Below are 16,517 nucleotides of genomic sequence, written 5' to 3' on the forward strand. Positions count from 1 at the left end.
GCCGGTATGGCAAGGGAAATAGATCCTATGGCTGTCCATATAGCCCTGCTTCGCGCCGTCAATGTCGGCGGAACCGGCAAGCTCTCCATGGGCGATCTCAGATCGCTCTGCGAGAAAGCCGGGTTCATTGATGTGCAAACCTATATCCAGAGCGGCAACGTGCTGTTCCGCTCAGAACTCTCCGCCGAAGACGCGGGCAAGATTCTGGATGAGGCGCTCGCCAAGCTGATGGGCAAGGCGCCTGGTGTGATGGTGCGTAGCCGCAGGCAACTGGAATCAATCGCGCAAAACAATCCCTTTGCCGATGCCAAACCGAACTACCTGATGGTCTACTTCTTGCCGGAGAACGCACCTGATGATGCGCTCGACAGGCTCGTGGCGCCGGATGGTGAAGAGGTGCATGTGGCAGGTCGCGAAATCTACGTGCATTACCCGAATGGTTCCGGCCGCTCGAAACTGAAACTGCCGACGCTGAAACAGGCGACATCGCGCAATCTCAACACGGTGCTCAAGCTGGCGGAGCTTGCAGCGGAGATGGAAAAGGCAGGCAACTAAGCCTTTCAGGCGTGTTGCAAAGGCTGAAAAAGCATTTTTATGAAATTGCGAAACACCAGTATCTGCTCTGGCAGGCTTTGCGGCTCCTTCAGCGCCTTCGACAATACGATGCCACCCTCGATCACCGTCGAAACCATGTCGGCCAGTTGGTCCACGTCGAACGGTTCGCGCGGCGTATAGACAGCCATGATCTCCTCGAACATGCCCCGGAAGCGTCGCCGCCATGCCAACGCGGCCTGACGGTTGGTTTCCTGGATCTCGCGGTCGAAAAGCCGCTCGTAATAACAGATGGTCGCCACCAGGCAGCCCGGATGACCGTTCGGCAGATCGGAAAGCAGTTCTGAGAGAAGTTTAAGGCCGAGCAGGAACGATTGCAGCGGATCGTCCATCAGATCGCGTGCCCGGCTGAAAATCTCGTCGTAGATCCGCTCGTCGTTTTCGATGTAGCGGTTGAGCAATGCCTTGGCGAGTTCGTTCTTGTCGCGGAAATGATAGAAGAAACCGCTCTTGGTGATGCCGGTCTCGGCGATGAGCTCCTCGATCGAGGTGCCGCCAAAACCCTTCTGCAACACGGCTGTTTCCGCCACATCGAGAATGCGGGTCCTCGTCTCCTCGCCCTTGCGCATGCCCCGCTCCTGTACCGCCGGTAGAGTTTTCAACGGAAATGGACTGAACGACTGCGCTCAACGATCGTTAGTATCGCTGATAACGCACTGATTTTACGGACATTTCCAGATAATCAACCAATAGTATACCGCAAACCCTCTATTTTAGCATGTGGTAAAGCGTACAAATATCCCGACCTTGCAACGCCCTTTCACTGGTGATGCGAAGGGTAACGGAGGGTGGAGACCGTGAGCAAATACAGACATGACCTGCCACACCTGAAGGGTGGAATATTCCTGGCCGACGGCGGCATGGAAACGACGCTGATCTTCAATGAGGGCGCAGAGCTGCCGCATTTCGCCGCTTTCGTACTCCTGGCCGACCGGGATGGACGACAGAAACTGAAGGATTACTATGCCCGCTACCTCGCAATCTCGCCAGGAGGACGGTCCGGCTTCGTGCTCGACACCGCGACTTGGCGGGCCAATGCGGACTGGGGCGACAAGCTCGGCTACAGCGCCGAGGCCCTCAAGGCTGCAAATGAAGATGCGGTCGAGCTTCTGAGCGAGCTTCGCGCCGAACGTGAACGCCCCGGCGCACCGATCGTCATCAACGGCGCAATCGGTCCGCGCGGCGACGGCTACAAGGCCGGCAAGATGAATGCCGACGAGGCAGAGGCCTATCACGCAACGCAAATCGAGACATTCGCCGGCGCCGACGCCGACATGGTGACCGCGCTGACGCTGACCAGCATCGATGAGGCAATCGGCATCGCGCGGGCCGCAAGGCGCGCGAAAATGCCCTGCGTGATCTCCTTTACGGTGGAGACCGACGGCAATCTCGTCACCGGGCGGACGCTGAGGCAAGCAATCGAGGCGGTGGATGCCGCGACCGGCTCCTATCCGCTCTACTACATGATCAACTGTGCCCATCCGAGCCATTTCGACACGGTGGTTTCGGGCAACGAGGCGTGGCTGAAACGACTGGGTGGCATCCGCGCCAATGCCTCAAAGATGAGCCATCAGGAGCTCGACGAGAGCGAGACGCTGGATGCGGGCGATCCCGCCGATCTCGGCTGGCGCTACCGTCAGCTGACGCGCCGGATGCCGCAGCTCCGGGTTCTCGGCGGCTGCTGCGGCACCGACCACCGGCATGTGGCGGCAATCTGCGAAGCCTGCGTTCCGGAGGAGAAACTAAGCGCATGACAAGGATACCAACAGGAGGATATCACCATGACGACGATCCGCCCCTACGGACGCAGAGGACTGCTGCGGCTGCTCGACCGGTGGCTTGGCCCCAAGCAGCCGGTCTTCGAAGAGATTGACCGGGCCGAACTGGAGGGCTTCGACGACTACCTGATGCGCGACATCGGTCTTTCGCTGTACAATGACGACTATCCGCGCCGTGATATCCACGGCAATGACCGCGCCGGCTTGCAATAAGGCGGCCCGATCACGATATCCGCATCGGCCGTCGGGCGATCAACCCTGACGGCCGATGATGGGTTCAGCGCTGCGCATTCCGGCCGAAACCTGGCGGTCAAGACGATGTGCATCCGTTGTGGTTGACCGGGCGTTGTTCCCGGGGGAAACTGGAAGGCATGAACAATCTCTTTGCATCGCCGGCTTCACGAGCCGCAGCCTCCCCGATCCCCTTCGACAACAGCTATACCCGGCTGCCGGCACATTTTCACGCCGCCGCCATTCCGACTGCCGTTTCCGAGCCGTGGTTGATCAAGTTCAACCGCCCGCTGGCGCTGGAGCTTGGCCTCGATGCCGACGCTCTGGAGCGGGATGGGGCGGCGATATTTTCCGGAAATACAATCCCTGAAGGTGCCCAGCCGCTCGGCATGGCCTATGCCGGGCATCAGTTCGGACAGTTCGTGCCGCTGCTGGGCGACGGGCGGGCGATCCTGCTTGGTGAAGTCATCGATATCCATGGCAGGCGCCGCGATATCCAGCTGAAGGGTGCCGGCAAGACGCCCTATTCGCGGCGCGGCGACGGGCGGGCAGCCCTTGGGCCGGTGCTGCGCGAATATATCGTCAGCGAGGCGATGTTTGCGCTCGGCATTCCAACGACGCGGGCCTTGGCGGCCGTGGTCACCGGCGAGCCGGTCTACCGCGAACGGGTCCTGCCCGGCGGCGTCATCACCCGGGTGGCGGCCAGCCATATCCGCGTCGGCACGTTCCAGTTCCTCTCAGCGCGCGGCGATACCGAGGGCCTGAAGGTTCTGGCTGATCATGTCATCGACCGGCATTATCCCGAAATCAAGGACCAAGAGCGTCCCTATCTGGCGCTGCTTCACGCCGTGATCGAGCGGCAGGCGTCGCTGATCGCCCGCTGGCTGTGCGTCGGCTTCATCCATGGGGTGATGAACACCGACAATTGCGCCATCTCCGGCGAAACCATCGATTTCGGCCCCTGCGCCTTTCTCGATGCCTACGATCCGGCCAAGGTGTTTTCATCGATCGACCGGGGTGGACGCTATGCCTATGCCAGCCAGCCGGCAATCGGCCAGTGGAACATGGCGCGGCTTGCCGAAACCCTGTTGCCACTGCTTGATCCGGAGGCTTCCGAGGCCGTCAATCTCGCCAATGATGCAATCGGCGGCTATGGCGCGCTGTTCCAGACCCACTGGCTTGCCGGCATGAAGGCAAAGATCGGCCTTTACGCGGAAGAAGACGGCGATCTCGATCTTGTGCAGGGACTACTCAGCGCCATGCACCGCAACGAGGCAGACTTCACCCTAACGTTCCGCCGATTGTGCGATGCGGCCGAAAGCAGCGCCCATGACGGACCGCTACGCGATCTCTTCGCCAAACCCGCCGATATCGATGCCTGGCTCCTCGCCTGGCGCGAACGGACGGGGCGCGAAAGCCTTTCCGATGCGCAGACGGCAGCGGCGATGCGCGCCGTCAATCCCGCCTTCATTCCGCGCAACCACCGCATCGAGCAGGCAATCCGTGCCGCGGAAGACGATGGCGATTTCTCGTTGTTCGAGGCCTTGAACGATGTGTTGGCAAAGCCCTATGAGGACCAGCCGAAGTTCACAGCCTATGCCGTGCCGCCGGCGCCTTCGGAAGAAGTGTTCAAGACCTTCTGCGGGACGTGAGGAAGAGCCTCGTGCGAGGCGCTCAGATTGTTGACGAAGTCATTTTCTCACCATGTGATGGCCGCTTGGGAAATTGTGCGATGTCAAATCCTCCGTCATCTCTGTGCTTGTCACAGAGATCCAGCCAGCCCAAGTCCTTGGGCTGAAAGAGTCTTTTGACCCGACAGACGTCGGGTCGCTGGATCCCCGCCACGAGGTCGAGGATGACGGAGAGTGGGGTCCCGCTTTCGTCAAATAATCGGCGCGTCAGGCTTTGTCAGCAGTCCGAAAGCCTCGTACGAGGCTCTTCCGGTTACTCCCAGCCGGTTCCGCCGATAGCAGCGCACCCATAAGGCGGCAGGCGGTTTTCGAAATTGGTTTTCAGCTGGGCGCAGCCCCATTGGCGCAAGGGTTCCGGCATCCGGCTGTTGAGCTCGATGCCGACTTCGTCGAGCGGATCGTTGGTATTGGTGACGTAGAGCAGCCAGCGCCCGCCGATCACGCCAACGACAGCCACGACCGCAACCAGCAGAACCGTCAGCAATTTCTTCATCTCGAACCTCGTTGTGGTGAACGTTGCCGTTGACCTATCCTATTTCTCAGCGCGACCGAAATCCTTTCGCAAACCTTCGGCGGGCTGTGCGTTAAACGCTTGTCTGCCATGCCGAATTTTGATGGCTGGGCCGAAATGTGGCCATTGAAAGGCGGCGGCCTTGCGGTATGTTCGGTGATGTTGCGCGGCCGTTCAACGTCTGCGCGCGTCAAATACCAGGGTTCACCGCGCACAGACCCATCCCGCGCGATGGCCAGCCCCAAGACCGGACTGCCTTTGCCTGAGGCGTTGGACCCAATGCCCACCGCAAGCGAGACGAACCGCGCGGCGCGGCTTTCCATAACGGGAGATATTCATGTTGATTTTGTTGACGGCCATCGTCTTCGCATTGATCGGGCTGGGGCTCGGCGGTGGCGGGCTCTGGCTCATCGTGCTCGGCGGCAGCTGGTATTATGCCGTTGCCGGCCTCGGTTTTCTCATAACCGCCTTCCTTCTGTTTGCGCGGCGCGGTGCGGCGCTGACCGTCTATGCGCTTTTGATCATCGGCACGCTAGCCTGGGCCATCTGGGAAGTCGGCTTCGACTGGTGGCAGCTTGGGCCGCGTGGCGGCGTCATCATCCTGCTCGGCCTCTGGCTGCTTTTGCCCGCCATTCGCCGCGGCCTTGGCTTTGCAAGCCCGACCGGCCAAGTCTACAAGGCCAGCGCCCTGCCGCTGGGACTGGCCGTTCTCGCCTCGATCGTGGTTGCCGGTTATTCGATGACGCAGGACCCGCTCGATCTGGCCGGCGAACTGCCGGTCGGAACCGCGACCGCTGCCGTCGATCTCGGTGGCAACGTGCCGGACAGCGAATGGCACCAGTATGGCCGCACGCCCTATGGCCAGCGCTATTCGCCGCTCTCTCAGATCACCCCGGAGAATGTCGGCACGCTGCAAGTCGCCTGGCAATATCAGACCGGCGACGTGAAGCGGCCGGACGATGTCGGCGAAACCACCTATCAGGTGACACCGCTGAAAATCCGCGACACGCTCTACATGTGCACGCCGCACAATCTGGCCATCGCGCTGGATGCGGCGACCGGCAAGGAAAAGTGGAAGTTCGATGCCAATTCCGGCATGAACCCGGACCGGCAGCACCAGACCTGCCGCGGCGTCACCTACTATGCCGATCCGGCCGCCGTGGCCGGCAGCCCCTGCGCCGAACGGGTCTATCTGCCGACCGCCGATGCGCGGCTGATCGCGCTCGATGCCGCCACTGGCCAGGTCTGCGAGAGCTTTGCCGACAAGGGCACGCTGCATCTCGAAACCGGCATGAAATACAACCCGGCCGGCTATTATTATTCGACCTCGCCGCCGGTGATCACCGCCGGCAAGATCATCGTCGGCGGTGCCGTCAACGACAATTACTCGACGCAGGAGCAATCCGGTGTCATCCGCGCCTTCGACGTCAATACCGGCGCGCTGGTCTGGAACTGGGACAGTGGCAATCCGGACGTGACGACGCCGCTGCCCGAAGGCCAGACCTACACGACCAACTCGCCCAACAGCTGGTCGGTGTTCAGCTATGACGACAAGCTGAACCTCGTCTATATCCCGCTCGGCAACCAGGTGCCCGACCAGCTCGGCATGGGCCGTAGCGAGCATGTCGAGAATTATTCCTCGTCGATCGTGGCGCTCGACATCACCACAGGCGCGGTCCGCTGGGTGCGCCAGACCGTGCATCACGACCTCTGGGACATGGACGTTCCAGCCCAGCCGGTGCTGCTCGACATTACCGGCAAGGACGGCCAGCCGGTTCCAGCGCTTGTCGGGCCGACCAAGCAGGGCGATATCTATGTGCTTGACCGGCGCACCGGCGAGCCGATCATCCCGGTCAAGGAAATCCCGGCACCGACCGGCGCCATCGCCGAGGATTTTACCGCTCCAACCCAGCCGATCTCCGACCTTACCTTCTCGCCGCCTCCGTTGACGGACAAGAACATGTGGGGTGTGACGATGTTCGACCAGCTCGCCTGCCGGATCGACTTCAAGCGGCTGAAATACGAAGGCCGTTATACGCCGCCATCGCTGGAAGGCAGCCTGATCTATCCCGGCAATTTCGGCACCTTCAACTGGGGTTCCGTCGCGGTCGATCCGGAACGGCAGGTGATGTTTGGCATGCCGACCTATCTCGCCTTCACTTCGAGGCTGGTACCGCGCGACCAGATCCCGCCCAAGGGCCAGGACGAAAAGGGCTCCGAACAGGGCCTCAACCGCAATGACGGCGCGCCCTACGGCGTCTTCATGGGGCCGTTCCTCGGACCGCTCGGCATTCCCTGCCAGGCGCCGCCATGGGGCTATGTCGCCGGCGCGGACTTGAAGACCGGCAAGATCGCTTACAAGCACAGGAACGGGACCGTGCGTGACATGACGCCGCTGCCCCTGCCCTTCAAGGTCGGCGTACCCGGCATCGGCGGCCCGATGATCACCAAGGGCGGCGTCGCCTTCCTGGGTGCGGCGGTCGACAACTATATCCGCGCCTATGAGCTGACCACCGGCAAGGTGCTGTGGGAAGGCCGTCTTCCGGCCGGCGGCCAGTCGACACCCATGAGCTATGCCACCGACGACGGCACCCAGTTCGTGCTGATCGTCGCCGGCGGCCATGGCTCGGTCGGCACCAAGCCGGGGGATTATGTGATCGCCTACAAGCTGGCGAAGTAACCGCTCAAAATATCCGAAAGCCGGCGGGGCGACCTGCCTGCTTTTTTTTGACGCAGATTGCAGAGCAATCATGCCACTTATGACCAGCCGTTGTGGTTGGTCTTTGCCCCCAAAGCTGCGACATCGCCCGGCTTGACATGCCTTCGGAAACGCCTGTAGGCTTGCTCTCATTGGTGCAAAATCAGACGGTTACGCACCGAACCAAGATTGCCAGCACGGAGAACTCCCAATGCGCCGACTCATTTCTCAAGAAAATCACATTCGAAATTCTGAGAAATTGAGGGTACATGCGTACTTTGAATCTGGGTATCCTGGCCCATGTGGATGCAGGCAAGACTAGTCTTACAGAACGGCTGCTTTTCGACGCCGGGGTGATCGACAAACTCGGGAACGTCGATGCCGGCAACACACAGACCGACAGTCTCGAACTCGAACGGCAACGTGGCATCACCATCAGGGCCGCCGTGGTGTCGTTCACCATCGGCGACACGACCGTCAATCTCATCGATACGCCCGGTCACCCCGATTTCATCGCCGAAGTCGACCGGGTGCTCGGCCTGCTCGACGCAGCGGTGGTCGTCGTTTCGGCGGTCGAGGGCGTGCAGGCTCAGACGCGCGTGCTGGTACGCGCGTTGCAACGTCTAACCGTCCCGTTCGTCTTCTTCATCAACAAGGTCGATCGAGCGGGCGCTCGCTATGACGAGCTGCTGGATGTTCTTGGCAGCCAGCTGCCGGTTCGGCCCATTGCCATGTCGGGCGTCCAGGATGCGGGCAGCAAGCTTGCCCGGATCGAAGCATATGATCTGTGGAGCGAACCACTGTTCACAGGTCTCTGTGAAACGCTGGCGGAAAACGACGACGTTCTGCTCGGCGATTATGTCCTCGCGCCCGATTGCCTGAGCCGCGAAACGCTGGCTCGGTCTCTGGCTGATCAGGTTGCCAAAGGCCTGGTGCACCCGGTGTTTGGTGGTGCTGCGACGACCGGCGTTGGCGTACCGGCCCTGATGTCGGCGATCGCGACGATGCTGCCTTCCCGCAGGCCGGACCCGGATGGCCCGGTCATCGGCACGATCTTCAAGATCGAGCGGGGATGGGGCGGCGAAAAGCAGTGCTTTGTCTCCCTGACATCGGGCACGGTCAAAGCCCGGCACTATCTGGACCTGCCCGAGGGCCAGGCACGGGTGACAGGAATTCATCTGTTCGAGGCCGGCCGGGTTCACACCGTTACCAGCTTCCGGGCCGGACAGATCGCCCGTGTCAGCGGCCTCAACGGCGCCCGCATCGGCGATATCGTCGGCACGGATCCGTCCTCGGCCAGTCGCGCTCACTTTGCCCCGCCGACCCTTGAAACCCGTGTGCTGGCGCAGCGCGCGTCCGACAATGCGGCGCTCTGGCTGGCCCTCAACCAGCTGGCCGAACAGGATCCACTGATCAATCTTCGCAGGAATGACGATGCGAACGACGTCTACGTGTCCCTCTACGGCGAGGTGCAAAAGCAGGTCATCCAATCGACCTTGTTGACGGATTTCGATCTTGAGGCCACGTTCGAGGAAAGCACGGTCATCTGCGTCGAGAGGCTGCTGGGGAAAGGCGCTGGTCTTCAGACCATCTTCAAGGAGCCCAACCCTTTTCTCGCGACCGTCGGGCTGCGCATCGAACCACGTCCGGAGGGTGCCGGCAACAGCTTTGCCCTGGAAGTCGACGTCGGCCAGATGCCGGCAAGTTTTTACCGGGCGGTCGAGGACACCGTGCTGGAAACGCTGAAACAGGGTGTCTTTGGCTGGCAGGTCATCGATTGCCACGTGGCGATGACGGCGGCCCGGCACAGTTCGCCATCGAGCACCGCCGCCGACTTTCGCCAGTTGACGCCATTGGTGCTGGCTGAGGCTCTATCGGCGGCTCAAACCGTCATCTGCGAACCGGTCGATCACATCGACATCGAAGCGCCCGTCGGCGCCTTGAACGGCCTGCTTACCCTGCTTGCGAAGGCCGGTGCATCGATGACGGATACCGTGATCACCAACGGCGTGGTGCGGCTGGAAGGCACGGTCGCGTCCGCCAAAACCCAGAGCCTTCAACAGCAACTGCCGGGGCTGACAAGCGGCATGGGAACGATGGTCGCCACCTTTGACCATTATGCCCCGATCGCCGGTCTCCAGCGTTTGCGCCCGCGCTCAGGTCCCGATCCGTTCAACATGACGGAATATCTACTGCGCATGCGCCGGAACTCACTGGACCGAACCCCGGGGACAGAGAAAGGAAGCTGACGCCCGAGCAGTCACACCTGTCCACACTCGTTGTCCGCTCAGTGCAAGGTTTGTCGCGAAAACTTCAAGTTTCGCGACAAACCGATCAACTCTGAAAAGCCGAACTGTTCCCGTCACGCCGCGACTGGCGTCACTTCGACGGTGAGATGCGACAGCCCGGTGAGCTTGGCGAGCTTTTCCTTGTAGAAAGCCGGCGGGTGCGGGTTTTGCGTGGCGATGGCGACGATGGCTGCGTTGTGCCCCGGGCCGACCTGCCAGACATGCAGATCGGTGATCGTCTCCTGCGGCGTTTCGATCCGCTGGCGGATTTCCGACTGCAGGCCGGTGACCTCGTCAGTCGCATCGATCAGGATCAGGCCGGTCTGGCGGATCAGGCCATAGGACCAACGGGCGATGACCAACGCGCCCACGACACCCATGGCCGGATCGAGCCACAGCCAGCCGTAGATGCTGCCTGCCAGAAGCGCGAGAATGGCGAGAACCGAAGTCAGCGCATCGGCCATCACATGCAGATAGGCGGAACGCAGGTTGTTGTCGGTGCCGGGCTTGTGCGTTGCGTGGCCGTGATCCCCGTGGCTGTGGCCGGCATGATCGTGGTGATCGTGGCCGCCCGCAGGCTGGGCCTCGGCACCGTGCGAATGGGTACTATGCGAGTGAGACGCATGAGAGTGACCAGCATGCGAATGCCCGCCGTGGGAATGGCCAAGATGCTGGTGATCGTCTTTGAGCAGGAAGGCGGAGATGAGATTGACGGCAAGGCCGGCGACCGCCACGGCAATGGCCTGCGAAAAGCTGATCTGAACCGGATTGGCGAACCGCAACAGGCTTTCCCAGCCGATCAGCAGCGCGATCAGGGCGAGAACGATGGCGCTGGCGAAACCGGCGAGATCACCAAGCTTGCCGGTACCGAAGGTGAAGCGCGGATTGCGCGCCTGGCGCCGCGCATAGAGATAGGCGAGCGCCGTGATCAGCATCGCACCGGCATGGGTGGACATGTGCCAGCCATCGGCGACCAGCGCCATCGAGCCGTAGATATTGCCGGCGACAATCTCTCCGACCATCATCGTTGCGGTCAGCGCGATGACCAGCCAGACACGGCGCTCGTTACGCCGGTGGCCTGCGCCGAGGAAGACATGTTCGTGGACCAGATTTTCTGTCGGCATGGAGCCATCCTCTCAAGATCGGCGTATCAGGATTTTTAGCGTACGTACGTCCGCAACACGGCGGACAGTTCATCGACGGCCCGCAGACGCTCCGCGTCGCTTTCGGCGAGCAGCACATGTTCGCGCAGGTGATCTTCCATCACCTCGCCGGTCAGCCCGTTCAGTGCACCGCGAATGGACGAGAGCAGCTGCAGAATATCGCCGCAGGGCGTTTCCACCTCCAGCGCCCGCTCGACAGCTTCGAGCTGCCCCTTCAGGCGGCGCACCCGCGCCAGCAGTTTTGTCTTTTCGCGAACGGTATGGGACATCGGCAACCTCTCTATAGCATAGGGGGGTATACTATATTGATGGGTTTGGAAAGGCCCTCCGGGCGACGCCGCACGCCTGAGCGAGGCATGGCCGATCCGAATGCTGATGTCACGGGCACCCGGGATCGTGGCCTGCGATGTGGAGAAGGCGATCGACGCCGGTTGTTTTGTGGCTCTCACCGGCGCGATGCAAGGGCTTGAAAAGGCGGCGGCCTAAACAGGGACGGCACTCATTGCTACCCCTGAAAAGGCCTGTTTGGCGAACCCGCACCCCACTCCCCCGTCATCCTCGCCCTCGTGGCGGGGATCCAGTGACCCGACGTCCGTCGGGTCAAAAGGCCCTTCAGCCCAAAGAGTTGGGCTGGTTGGATCTTAGTAACGAGCACAGAGATCACGGAGGTTAGGGTATCGCCTGGGTTCCCCAAAAGCCCCCCCTAAACGGCCACGCGCAACTCTGCCAAGGCCGCCAAGTGCTTAAGCCACCATCCCCGCAATCAGCTTGCCGACCTCGCCGAATACCGGCTCGAGCTCCTTGGTCGGCTTCTTGCCCTCGGCAATATAGACGGATGCCAGGATCGTATGGCCTTCGGCCGGGCGCATGAAGCCGATGTCGCCGGCCTCGCCGCGGCCGCTGGTGCCGGTCTTTTCACCGATGGTCCAGCCCTTCGGAAGTCCTGCCCGAAGGCGCCGGTCGCCGGTGGTGTTGGCGACGAGCCAGGCGGAGAACTGATCGCGCGACGCAGGCGACAGAACATCTTCCAGCAGCAGCTTGCCGAGTGTCTCCGTCATCGCCTTCGGCGTCGTCGTGTCGCGCGGGTCGCCGATCTTCGCCTCGTTCAATTCCGGCTCGATGCGGTCGAGACGGGTCGTCGCGTCGCCGATCGAGCGCAGCCACTCCGTCAACCCCTTCGGACCACCAAAGCTCGCCAAGAGCAGGTTGCCAGCAGCATTGTCGCTGTAGCGTACCGTTGCATCGCAGAGTTCGCGCACCGTCATGCCGCCGCCGACATGTTTTTCGACCACGGGCGAATAGGATAGAAGGTGTTTCTTCGAAATCGGAATCCGCCGGTCGAGCTTTTCCTCGCCCTTGTCGGCACGGGCCAGCGCAAAGGCGGCGGCCAGTGCCTTGAAAGTCGAGCACATCGCAAAGCGTTCTTCCGGCCGGTGGGCGAAGGACAGCTTGGTTTTCGTATCGAGAACATAGACGCCGAGCCGGCCGCCGATTTGCTTTTCCAGCGCAGCCAGCTTCTCTTCAATGTCCTTTTCGGCGGCAAAGACCATTTTCGGGCCCAGACCGATGCTCGGCAGGAGCAGGCCGGAGCCGATGATGAACGACCGGCGATTGAACGTGAACGACATATGATGGGTTCTCCATGGATAACTGTGCTGATGGCAACAACGCCTTGATCGCAAAGGCTAATATTAGCCATTTCTCAACCAGCTATTGCGCCACTGGAGACGATCCGTAGAGCGCGATTGTGGCCGGTCTTGGCCGGAAAAGCGGCATCCCAAAATCTTCTTTTGGCCGCAAAAATGAACGGGCACGCGATTTCCCGTTGACAATTTTCCGGAAAAGGCGACATTGCCCGCCATGATCAGAACCGCAAACATCGCCCGTTGGTATTTTACGCTGCTCCCATAGGTGCGGCTGTCTGATCTCGTTCAAACAAGCCGCCATCAGGCGGCTTTTGTTTTTGGACAGCACCTGATGGCGGGAAAGCCATAAGGAGCCATACAATGCTGCAGATTGCCATCCCGACATTACCTCCTCTTCTCGCCACGCGCGCGCCGATGGTCACCATCCGCACTGCCAAGCAGCGCGACTTGGCCGAGCTCCGCGAACTGATCGCCGAGCTTGCCGCCCATCACGGCGATGCCGCTGCGGTGACCCCAGAAAATCTCGAGCGCGACCTGTTCGGCCGTTTGCCCTGGATTACCGCACTGGTGGCCGAGGCCGCAGGCGAGCTGATCGGCTACGCAATCCTGGTGCCGCTCTACCGCGCCCAGCAGGGTGCGCGCGGCATGGAACTGCATCATCTCTACGTCCGCCCCGCCCATCGCGGCACCGGCATCGGCCGCCATCTGGTCGCCAAGGCCCGCGAACAGGCCCGCATGGCCGGCGCCACCTATCTCTCCGTCAGCGCCGCCACCGGCAATTTCCAGGCGCACCGCTTCTACGAATCGGAAAACTTCACGCCCGGTCCCGTGACCGGCATGCGGTATTTGCAGACCCTCGCCTAAGCCGGGCGGTTTTCAAGGCAGCAGCATTATGGCGATGGGCGCGTTCGTAAGGGCGCGCCTTGGCTTTCTGCAAAGCATGGCAACGCCCTTCAGGCCGCCTTTGCGGCCGCCGCTTTTGCCAGCACTTCGGCTGCCCATTGATTGAGGCTCTTTCCCGACAGTTCAGCCGCCTTCGCAGCCTGGGCATGTACATCCGGATCGACGCGAAACATCATCTTGCCCGAATAGGATTTTTGCGGGTCCTTGCCGATCTTCGCGCAAGTTTCGAGATAATCATCGACGGCCTCATGGAATGCCGCTTTCAAATCCGCGACGGTATTGGCGTGAAAACCGATGCCATCGGTAATGCCTGCAATCCGGCCGAAAAAGATCTCGTCTTCCGCGTCATAGTCGATCCGGGCTGCATAGCCCTTGTAGGACATGATGTTCATGGTGTTACTCCTATACGCAGCAGGAATCCCCGCGCCGCTCGCACCTGATAGCGCTTCGCCTCGTTCTCAGGATGAGGCCGATGGAAGCTTTCCACCTCATTTGAGAAAGTAAACCTCACGCGCGATCCACTACCCTCGATGAGGGTGCACCCTGCAGCCACGAGCAGGCTTTCGATGTCGGCCCAATCGATCGTTCCGGACGCAGGCTCCTTGAAGATCGCGGCAAGCGTTTTCCTCTGCTTGCTATTCATGCAAGCATCCTACCGATTGATAGCACTTATTGCAAGCACCCTACTCGACCGCAGGCACCGCCTTCAGATAGGCCGCGATCGCCTCGCGGTCGGATGCGGGCAGCTTGGCCATGTTCTGCTGGACCTCGACCATCGAGCCACCAGCCGAGTCGAATTCAGGCGTAAAGCCGGTTTGGAGGTAGTTGACGATGTCGCCCTCGCTCCATGAACCCATGCTTTTCGAGCCCGGGGTGATGTTGGGGATGCGGCCTTCGCCTTCCGGATTGGGGGCACCTGCCAGCCACTCCGCGGTCTCGAAACCGCCGAGCGCATTGCGCGGCGTGTGGCATTCGCCGCAATGGCCGGGGCCTTCGACGAGGTATTGGCCGCGGGCGATCTTCGTGTTGCTGGTATCGACCGTGACACGCGGCTTGTCAGTGAAAAACAAAAGCTTCCAGCCACCGAGTGACAGGCGGATATTGTACGGGAACGGCAGGTCGTGCGGTGGCGCCACATTGGCGCTTTTCGGCAGGGTTTTCAGGAAACCCCAGAGGTCGTTGATATCCTTTGGCGTCAGCCGGGCGTAGGAGCCATAGGGGAAGGACGGGTAGAGATGTTCGCCCTGTTTACCGACGCCGCGCGTCATCGCGTTGCCGAATTCGGCCAGCGTCCAACTGCCGATGCCGGCGGTTTCATCCGGGGAGATGTTGGGGACGTGAAACGTGCCGAACGGGCTTTTCAGCGGCAATCCTCCGGCCAGAACCAGCTTGGCATCGCCTTCGGATTTCGCCGCCGCATGACAACTGGTGCAGCCGCCCGCCCAGAACATCTGTTCGCCATTGGCCAGATCCGGTTCGCCGAGCCCATCCCAATGCGATGCAGGCCATCGTTCTGGCTTGGTCAGGAACCATGCGGCGCTTCCGGCGACCACGCCGAACAAGACCACCGCCGTGACCAGTTTTCGAACGCGCGCACCCATCGGCCTGTTCCTTCTGCCTTATCCGGAAAACACATTTGGCGCGCCGGGACGGGCGCGCCAAAAATCATCGTTTTGGGGACAAGGCCCGCCCGGTCATTTCTTGACGCGGTAAGCCTGATGACAGTCGCCGCAATTCTTGCCGATAATGCCAAGCGCAGCACCAACGCCTGCCTGGTCTGCCGGAAGCTGGGCAAGCGCCACGTCGGCGTCTGCGCCAAGCTTGGCCGCCTTGGCTTTGAAGTCGTCCATGGCTTCCCAGATTTTCGGGCTGGCTTCGGAATTGGCCTCGGAGCCTGCCGGGAACTGATCCGGGAATGCCTTCACATTGGTGCTGATCGTCGTAAGCGACGCCTTGACGATCTCGGCGTCATAGGGCTTTTCGCCCTTGGCGATCCCGGCAAGCGCGCCCATCGATCCGCCGATCTGCTTCATCAGTCCTTCGCGGACCTTGACCGGATCATCCGCAGCGATGACGGCGCTTACGCCACAGCCTGCAATTACACATGCCGTCAGTATCATTTTCAGCTTCATCCAAATCTCCAGCTCTGGCGAGACGCCGCCCCGGACTGGCGAAGCGGGCTCTCTCAATCGATGCGCGGGCATGATTGCATGTTGCGATCACGAAGGAAGTAACATTTTTTTGAAATCGAGTTTATCGCATCTGTCACAAGGGCTTGAATTAACAGGAGTATTTTAGTCATGTTATCCGCATGGTCAAACTTGTGATACCCAGCCGTGCCAGGCCGTCAGCGCCGCCACCGCGATCAATACGACGCCGACTGCCTTGCCGACAACGGCTGTGGCGCGCGGGCTTGAGACGATGACATCGCGACTGCGGCCAGCGGCCAGCGCTAGGCTGCCATAGACGGCAAGCTGGGTGAGAGAGATCATGATCGCCATGATCAGTGCCTGCGACCACAGCGGCCCGAACTCAGGCTTGAGAAACTGCGGATAGACGGCGAGCATGAACAGATAGGCCTTGGGATTGAGGATACTGGTCAAGGCTCCGCGGCGAAAGCTCGTCCAGCGCGACAGCCGGGCGCCGGGCTCGACCGAGGCGATCGCAATGCTGCTGCGGGCAAGCGACAGGCCAATCCAGGCGATATAGGCAGCACCGGCGAGCAGCAGCACGTTAAAAAGCTCCGGCACCAGGTGCAACAGGAAGCCGACGCCGAGTGCCGCATAGAGCGTGTGAAAGACGCCGCCCGCCATAATACCTGCCGTTGCGGTCAGGCCGGACGCCCGGCCGCCAGTCAACGCATTGGCCATGACGAACACCATGTCCATGCCGGGCACGATGATGATGCCGAAGAGAAGGGTGAAGAATAGCCAGAGGTTTTCCGCGTAGGTCATGTCAGTTGTCCGTTTATCCAGAAGAGGAGTGTGATGAGCACA

The 16,517-nt window shown here is 61.2% G+C and carries 17 protein-coding genes; 7 read left to right on the top strand and 10 right to left on the bottom strand.

The window, feature by feature from the left end; genetic code table 11:
• Window positions 1-27 precede the first annotated feature (27 nt).
• On the top strand, window positions 28-555 hold the full coding sequence (locus ACP7E0_RS05755; protein ID WP_426123534.1) for a DUF1697 domain-containing protein: 528 nt from the start codon (window positions 28-30) through the stop codon (window positions 553-555).
• Between the two features lie 5 nt (window positions 556-560).
• On the opposite strand, the gene ACP7E0_RS05760 is transcribed toward ACP7E0_RS05755, so the two are convergent.
• On the bottom strand, window positions 561-1,181 hold the full coding sequence (locus ACP7E0_RS05760) for a TetR/AcrR family transcriptional regulator (protein WP_426123536.1): 621 nt from the start codon (window positions 1,179-1,181) through the stop codon (window positions 561-563).
• Window positions 1,182-1,409: 228 nt separating this feature from the next.
• Between ACP7E0_RS05760 and ACP7E0_RS05765 the strand changes: the two genes are divergently transcribed.
• The 3 genes from ACP7E0_RS05765 (at window position 1,410) to ACP7E0_RS05775 (ending at window position 4,273) form a co-directional block, all read left to right on the top strand.
• Window positions 1,410-2,366 (top strand): homocysteine S-methyltransferase family protein, encoded by a 957-nt coding sequence (locus ACP7E0_RS05765; protein WP_426123537.1) that lies wholly within the window; start codon window positions 1,410-1,412, stop codon window positions 2,364-2,366.
• Window positions 2,367-2,393: 27 nt separating this feature from the next.
• Window positions 2,394-2,603 (top strand): hypothetical protein, encoded by a 210-nt coding sequence (locus ACP7E0_RS05770; RefSeq protein WP_113316778.1) that lies wholly within the window; start codon window positions 2,394-2,396, stop codon window positions 2,601-2,603.
• A gap of 158 nt (window positions 2,604-2,761) precedes the next feature.
• On the top strand, window positions 2,762-4,273 hold the full coding sequence (locus tag ACP7E0_RS05775; protein WP_426123539.1) for a protein adenylyltransferase SelO: 1,512 nt from the start codon (window positions 2,762-2,764) through the stop codon (window positions 4,271-4,273).
• A gap of 292 nt (window positions 4,274-4,565) precedes the next feature.
• Here ACP7E0_RS05775 and ACP7E0_RS05780 read toward each other — a convergent pair whose 3' ends face one another.
• A complete protein-coding gene (locus ACP7E0_RS05780; RefSeq protein WP_426123540.1) occupies window positions 4,566-4,805 on the bottom strand; it encodes a hypothetical protein in 240 nt (79 codons plus the stop codon).
• A gap of 355 nt (window positions 4,806-5,160) precedes the next feature.
• On the opposite strand from ACP7E0_RS05780, the gene ACP7E0_RS05785 reads away from it, so the two are divergent.
• Together ACP7E0_RS05785 and ACP7E0_RS05790 are read left to right on the top strand one after the other, a co-directional pair.
• A complete protein-coding gene (locus tag ACP7E0_RS05785) occupies window positions 5,161-7,503 on the top strand; it encodes a glucose/quinate/shikimate family membrane-bound PQQ-dependent dehydrogenase (RefSeq protein ID WP_426123542.1) in 2,343 nt (780 codons plus the stop codon).
• Window positions 7,504-7,790: 287 nt separating this feature from the next.
• Window positions 7,791-9,770 carry a GTP-binding protein gene (locus ACP7E0_RS05790; RefSeq protein ID WP_426123544.1) on the top strand — a complete coding sequence of 660 codons (1,980 nt, stop codon included), beginning with the start codon at window positions 7,791-7,793 and terminating at the stop codon, window positions 9,768-9,770.
• 113 nt (window positions 9,771-9,883) lie between these two features.
• Here ACP7E0_RS05790 and dmeF read toward each other — a convergent pair whose 3' ends face one another.
• From dmeF to bla, 3 genes are all read right to left on the bottom strand, one after another.
• Entirely contained in the window at window positions 9,884-10,933 is a 1,050-nt protein-coding gene (dmeF, locus tag ACP7E0_RS05795) for a CDF family Co(II)/Ni(II) efflux transporter DmeF (RefSeq protein ID WP_426123545.1), read from the bottom strand.
• Window positions 10,934-10,968: 35 nt separating this feature from the next.
• Window positions 10,969-11,241 carry a Ni(II)/Co(II)-sensing transcriptional repressor DmeR gene (gene dmeR / locus ACP7E0_RS05800; RefSeq protein ID WP_113242928.1) on the bottom strand — a complete coding sequence of 91 codons (273 nt, stop codon included), beginning with the start codon at window positions 11,239-11,241 and terminating at the stop codon, window positions 10,969-10,971.
• Window positions 11,242-11,715: 474 nt separating this feature from the next.
• Window positions 11,716-12,600, bottom strand: coding sequence for a class A beta-lactamase (gene bla / locus ACP7E0_RS05805; RefSeq protein WP_426123546.1), 885 nt, complete (start codon window positions 12,598-12,600; stop codon window positions 11,716-11,718).
• A 378-nt stretch (window positions 12,601-12,978) separates the two neighbouring features.
• On the opposite strand from bla, the gene ACP7E0_RS05810 reads away from it, so the two are divergent.
• Window positions 12,979-13,482 carry a GNAT family N-acetyltransferase gene (locus ACP7E0_RS05810; protein ID WP_426123547.1) on the top strand — a complete coding sequence of 168 codons (504 nt, stop codon included), beginning with the start codon at window positions 12,979-12,981 and terminating at the stop codon, window positions 13,480-13,482.
• A gap of 89 nt (window positions 13,483-13,571) precedes the next feature.
• Here the strand turns inward: ACP7E0_RS05810 and ACP7E0_RS05815 are convergent, their stop codons facing one another.
• The 5 genes from ACP7E0_RS05815 to ACP7E0_RS05835 all read right to left on the bottom strand — a co-directional run bounded on the left by ACP7E0_RS05815 (window position 13,572) and on the right by ACP7E0_RS05835 (window position 16,475).
• Window positions 13,572-13,913: a type II toxin-antitoxin system HicB family antitoxin gene (locus tag ACP7E0_RS05815; RefSeq protein WP_426123548.1), complete on the bottom strand. Its 342-nt coding sequence runs from the start codon at window positions 13,911-13,913 to the stop codon at window positions 13,572-13,574.
• A complete protein-coding gene (locus ACP7E0_RS05820) occupies window positions 13,910-14,164 on the bottom strand; it encodes a type II toxin-antitoxin system HicA family toxin (RefSeq protein WP_426123549.1) in 255 nt (84 codons plus the stop codon). Before ACP7E0_RS05820 ends, ACP7E0_RS05815 begins: the two co-directional genes overlap by 4 nt.
• Before the next feature lie 40 nt (window positions 14,165-14,204).
• Window positions 14,205-15,122 (bottom strand): c-type cytochrome, encoded by a 918-nt coding sequence (locus tag ACP7E0_RS05825; RefSeq protein WP_426123550.1) that lies wholly within the window; start codon window positions 15,120-15,122, stop codon window positions 14,205-14,207.
• A 93-nt stretch (window positions 15,123-15,215) separates the two neighbouring features.
• Window positions 15,216-15,653, bottom strand: coding sequence for a c-type cytochrome (locus ACP7E0_RS05830; protein ID WP_426123551.1), 438 nt, complete (start codon window positions 15,651-15,653; stop codon window positions 15,216-15,218).
• 183 nt (window positions 15,654-15,836) lie between these two features.
• Window positions 15,837-16,475 (bottom strand): LysE family translocator, encoded by a 639-nt coding sequence (locus tag ACP7E0_RS05835; protein WP_426123553.1) that lies wholly within the window; start codon window positions 16,473-16,475, stop codon window positions 15,837-15,839.
• Window positions 16,476-16,517: the final 42 nt, after the last annotated feature.

Origin of the sequence: Pararhizobium sp. PWRC1-1 (assembly GCF_049897905.1) — a bacterium.
GTDB lineage: Bacteria > Pseudomonadota > Alphaproteobacteria > Rhizobiales > Rhizobiaceae > Pararhizobium.

Coding starts and splice junctions, on each gene's coding strand:
- ACP7E0_RS05755 (WP_426123534.1), top strand. CDS start 28: ATGGCTGTCCATATAGCCCTGCTTCGCGCCGTCAATGTCGGCGGAACC.
- ACP7E0_RS05760 (WP_426123536.1), bottom strand. CDS start 1,181: ATGCGCAAGGGCGAGGAGACGAGGACCCGCATTCTCGATGTGGCGGAA.
- ACP7E0_RS05770 (WP_113316778.1), top strand. CDS start 2,394: ATGACGACGATCCGCCCCTACGGACGCAGAGGACTGCTGCGGCTGCTC.
- ACP7E0_RS05775 (WP_426123539.1), top strand. CDS start 2,762: ATGAACAATCTCTTTGCATCGCCGGCTTCACGAGCCGCAGCCTCCCCG.
- ACP7E0_RS05780 (WP_426123540.1), bottom strand. CDS start 4,805: ATGAAGAAATTGCTGACGGTTCTGCTGGTTGCGGTCGTGGCTGTCGTT.
- ACP7E0_RS05785 (WP_426123542.1), top strand. CDS start 5,161: ATGTTGATTTTGTTGACGGCCATCGTCTTCGCATTGATCGGGCTGGGG.
- ACP7E0_RS05790 (WP_426123544.1), top strand. CDS start 7,791: ATGCGTACTTTGAATCTGGGTATCCTGGCCCATGTGGATGCAGGCAAG.
- dmeF (WP_426123545.1), bottom strand. CDS start 10,933: ATGCCGACAGAAAATCTGGTCCACGAACATGTCTTCCTCGGCGCAGGC.
- dmeR (WP_113242928.1), bottom strand. CDS start 11,241: ATGTCCCATACCGTTCGCGAAAAGACAAAACTGCTGGCGCGGGTGCGC.
- bla (WP_426123546.1), bottom strand. CDS start 12,600: ATGTCGTTCACGTTCAATCGCCGGTCGTTCATCATCGGCTCCGGCCTG.
- ACP7E0_RS05810 (WP_426123547.1), top strand. CDS start 12,979: ATGCTGCAGATTGCCATCCCGACATTACCTCCTCTTCTCGCCACGCGC.
- ACP7E0_RS05815 (WP_426123548.1), bottom strand. CDS start 13,913: ATGAACATCATGTCCTACAAGGGCTATGCAGCCCGGATCGACTATGAC.
- ACP7E0_RS05820 (WP_426123549.1), bottom strand. CDS start 14,164: ATGAATAGCAAGCAGAGGAAAACGCTTGCCGCGATCTTCAAGGAGCCT.
- ACP7E0_RS05825 (WP_426123550.1), bottom strand. CDS start 15,122: ATGGGTGCGCGCGTTCGAAAACTGGTCACGGCGGTGGTCTTGTTCGGC.
- ACP7E0_RS05830 (WP_426123551.1), bottom strand. CDS start 15,653: ATGAAGCTGAAAATGATACTGACGGCATGTGTAATTGCAGGCTGTGGC.
- ACP7E0_RS05835 (WP_426123553.1), bottom strand. CDS start 16,475: ATGACCTACGCGGAAAACCTCTGGCTATTCTTCACCCTTCTCTTCGGC.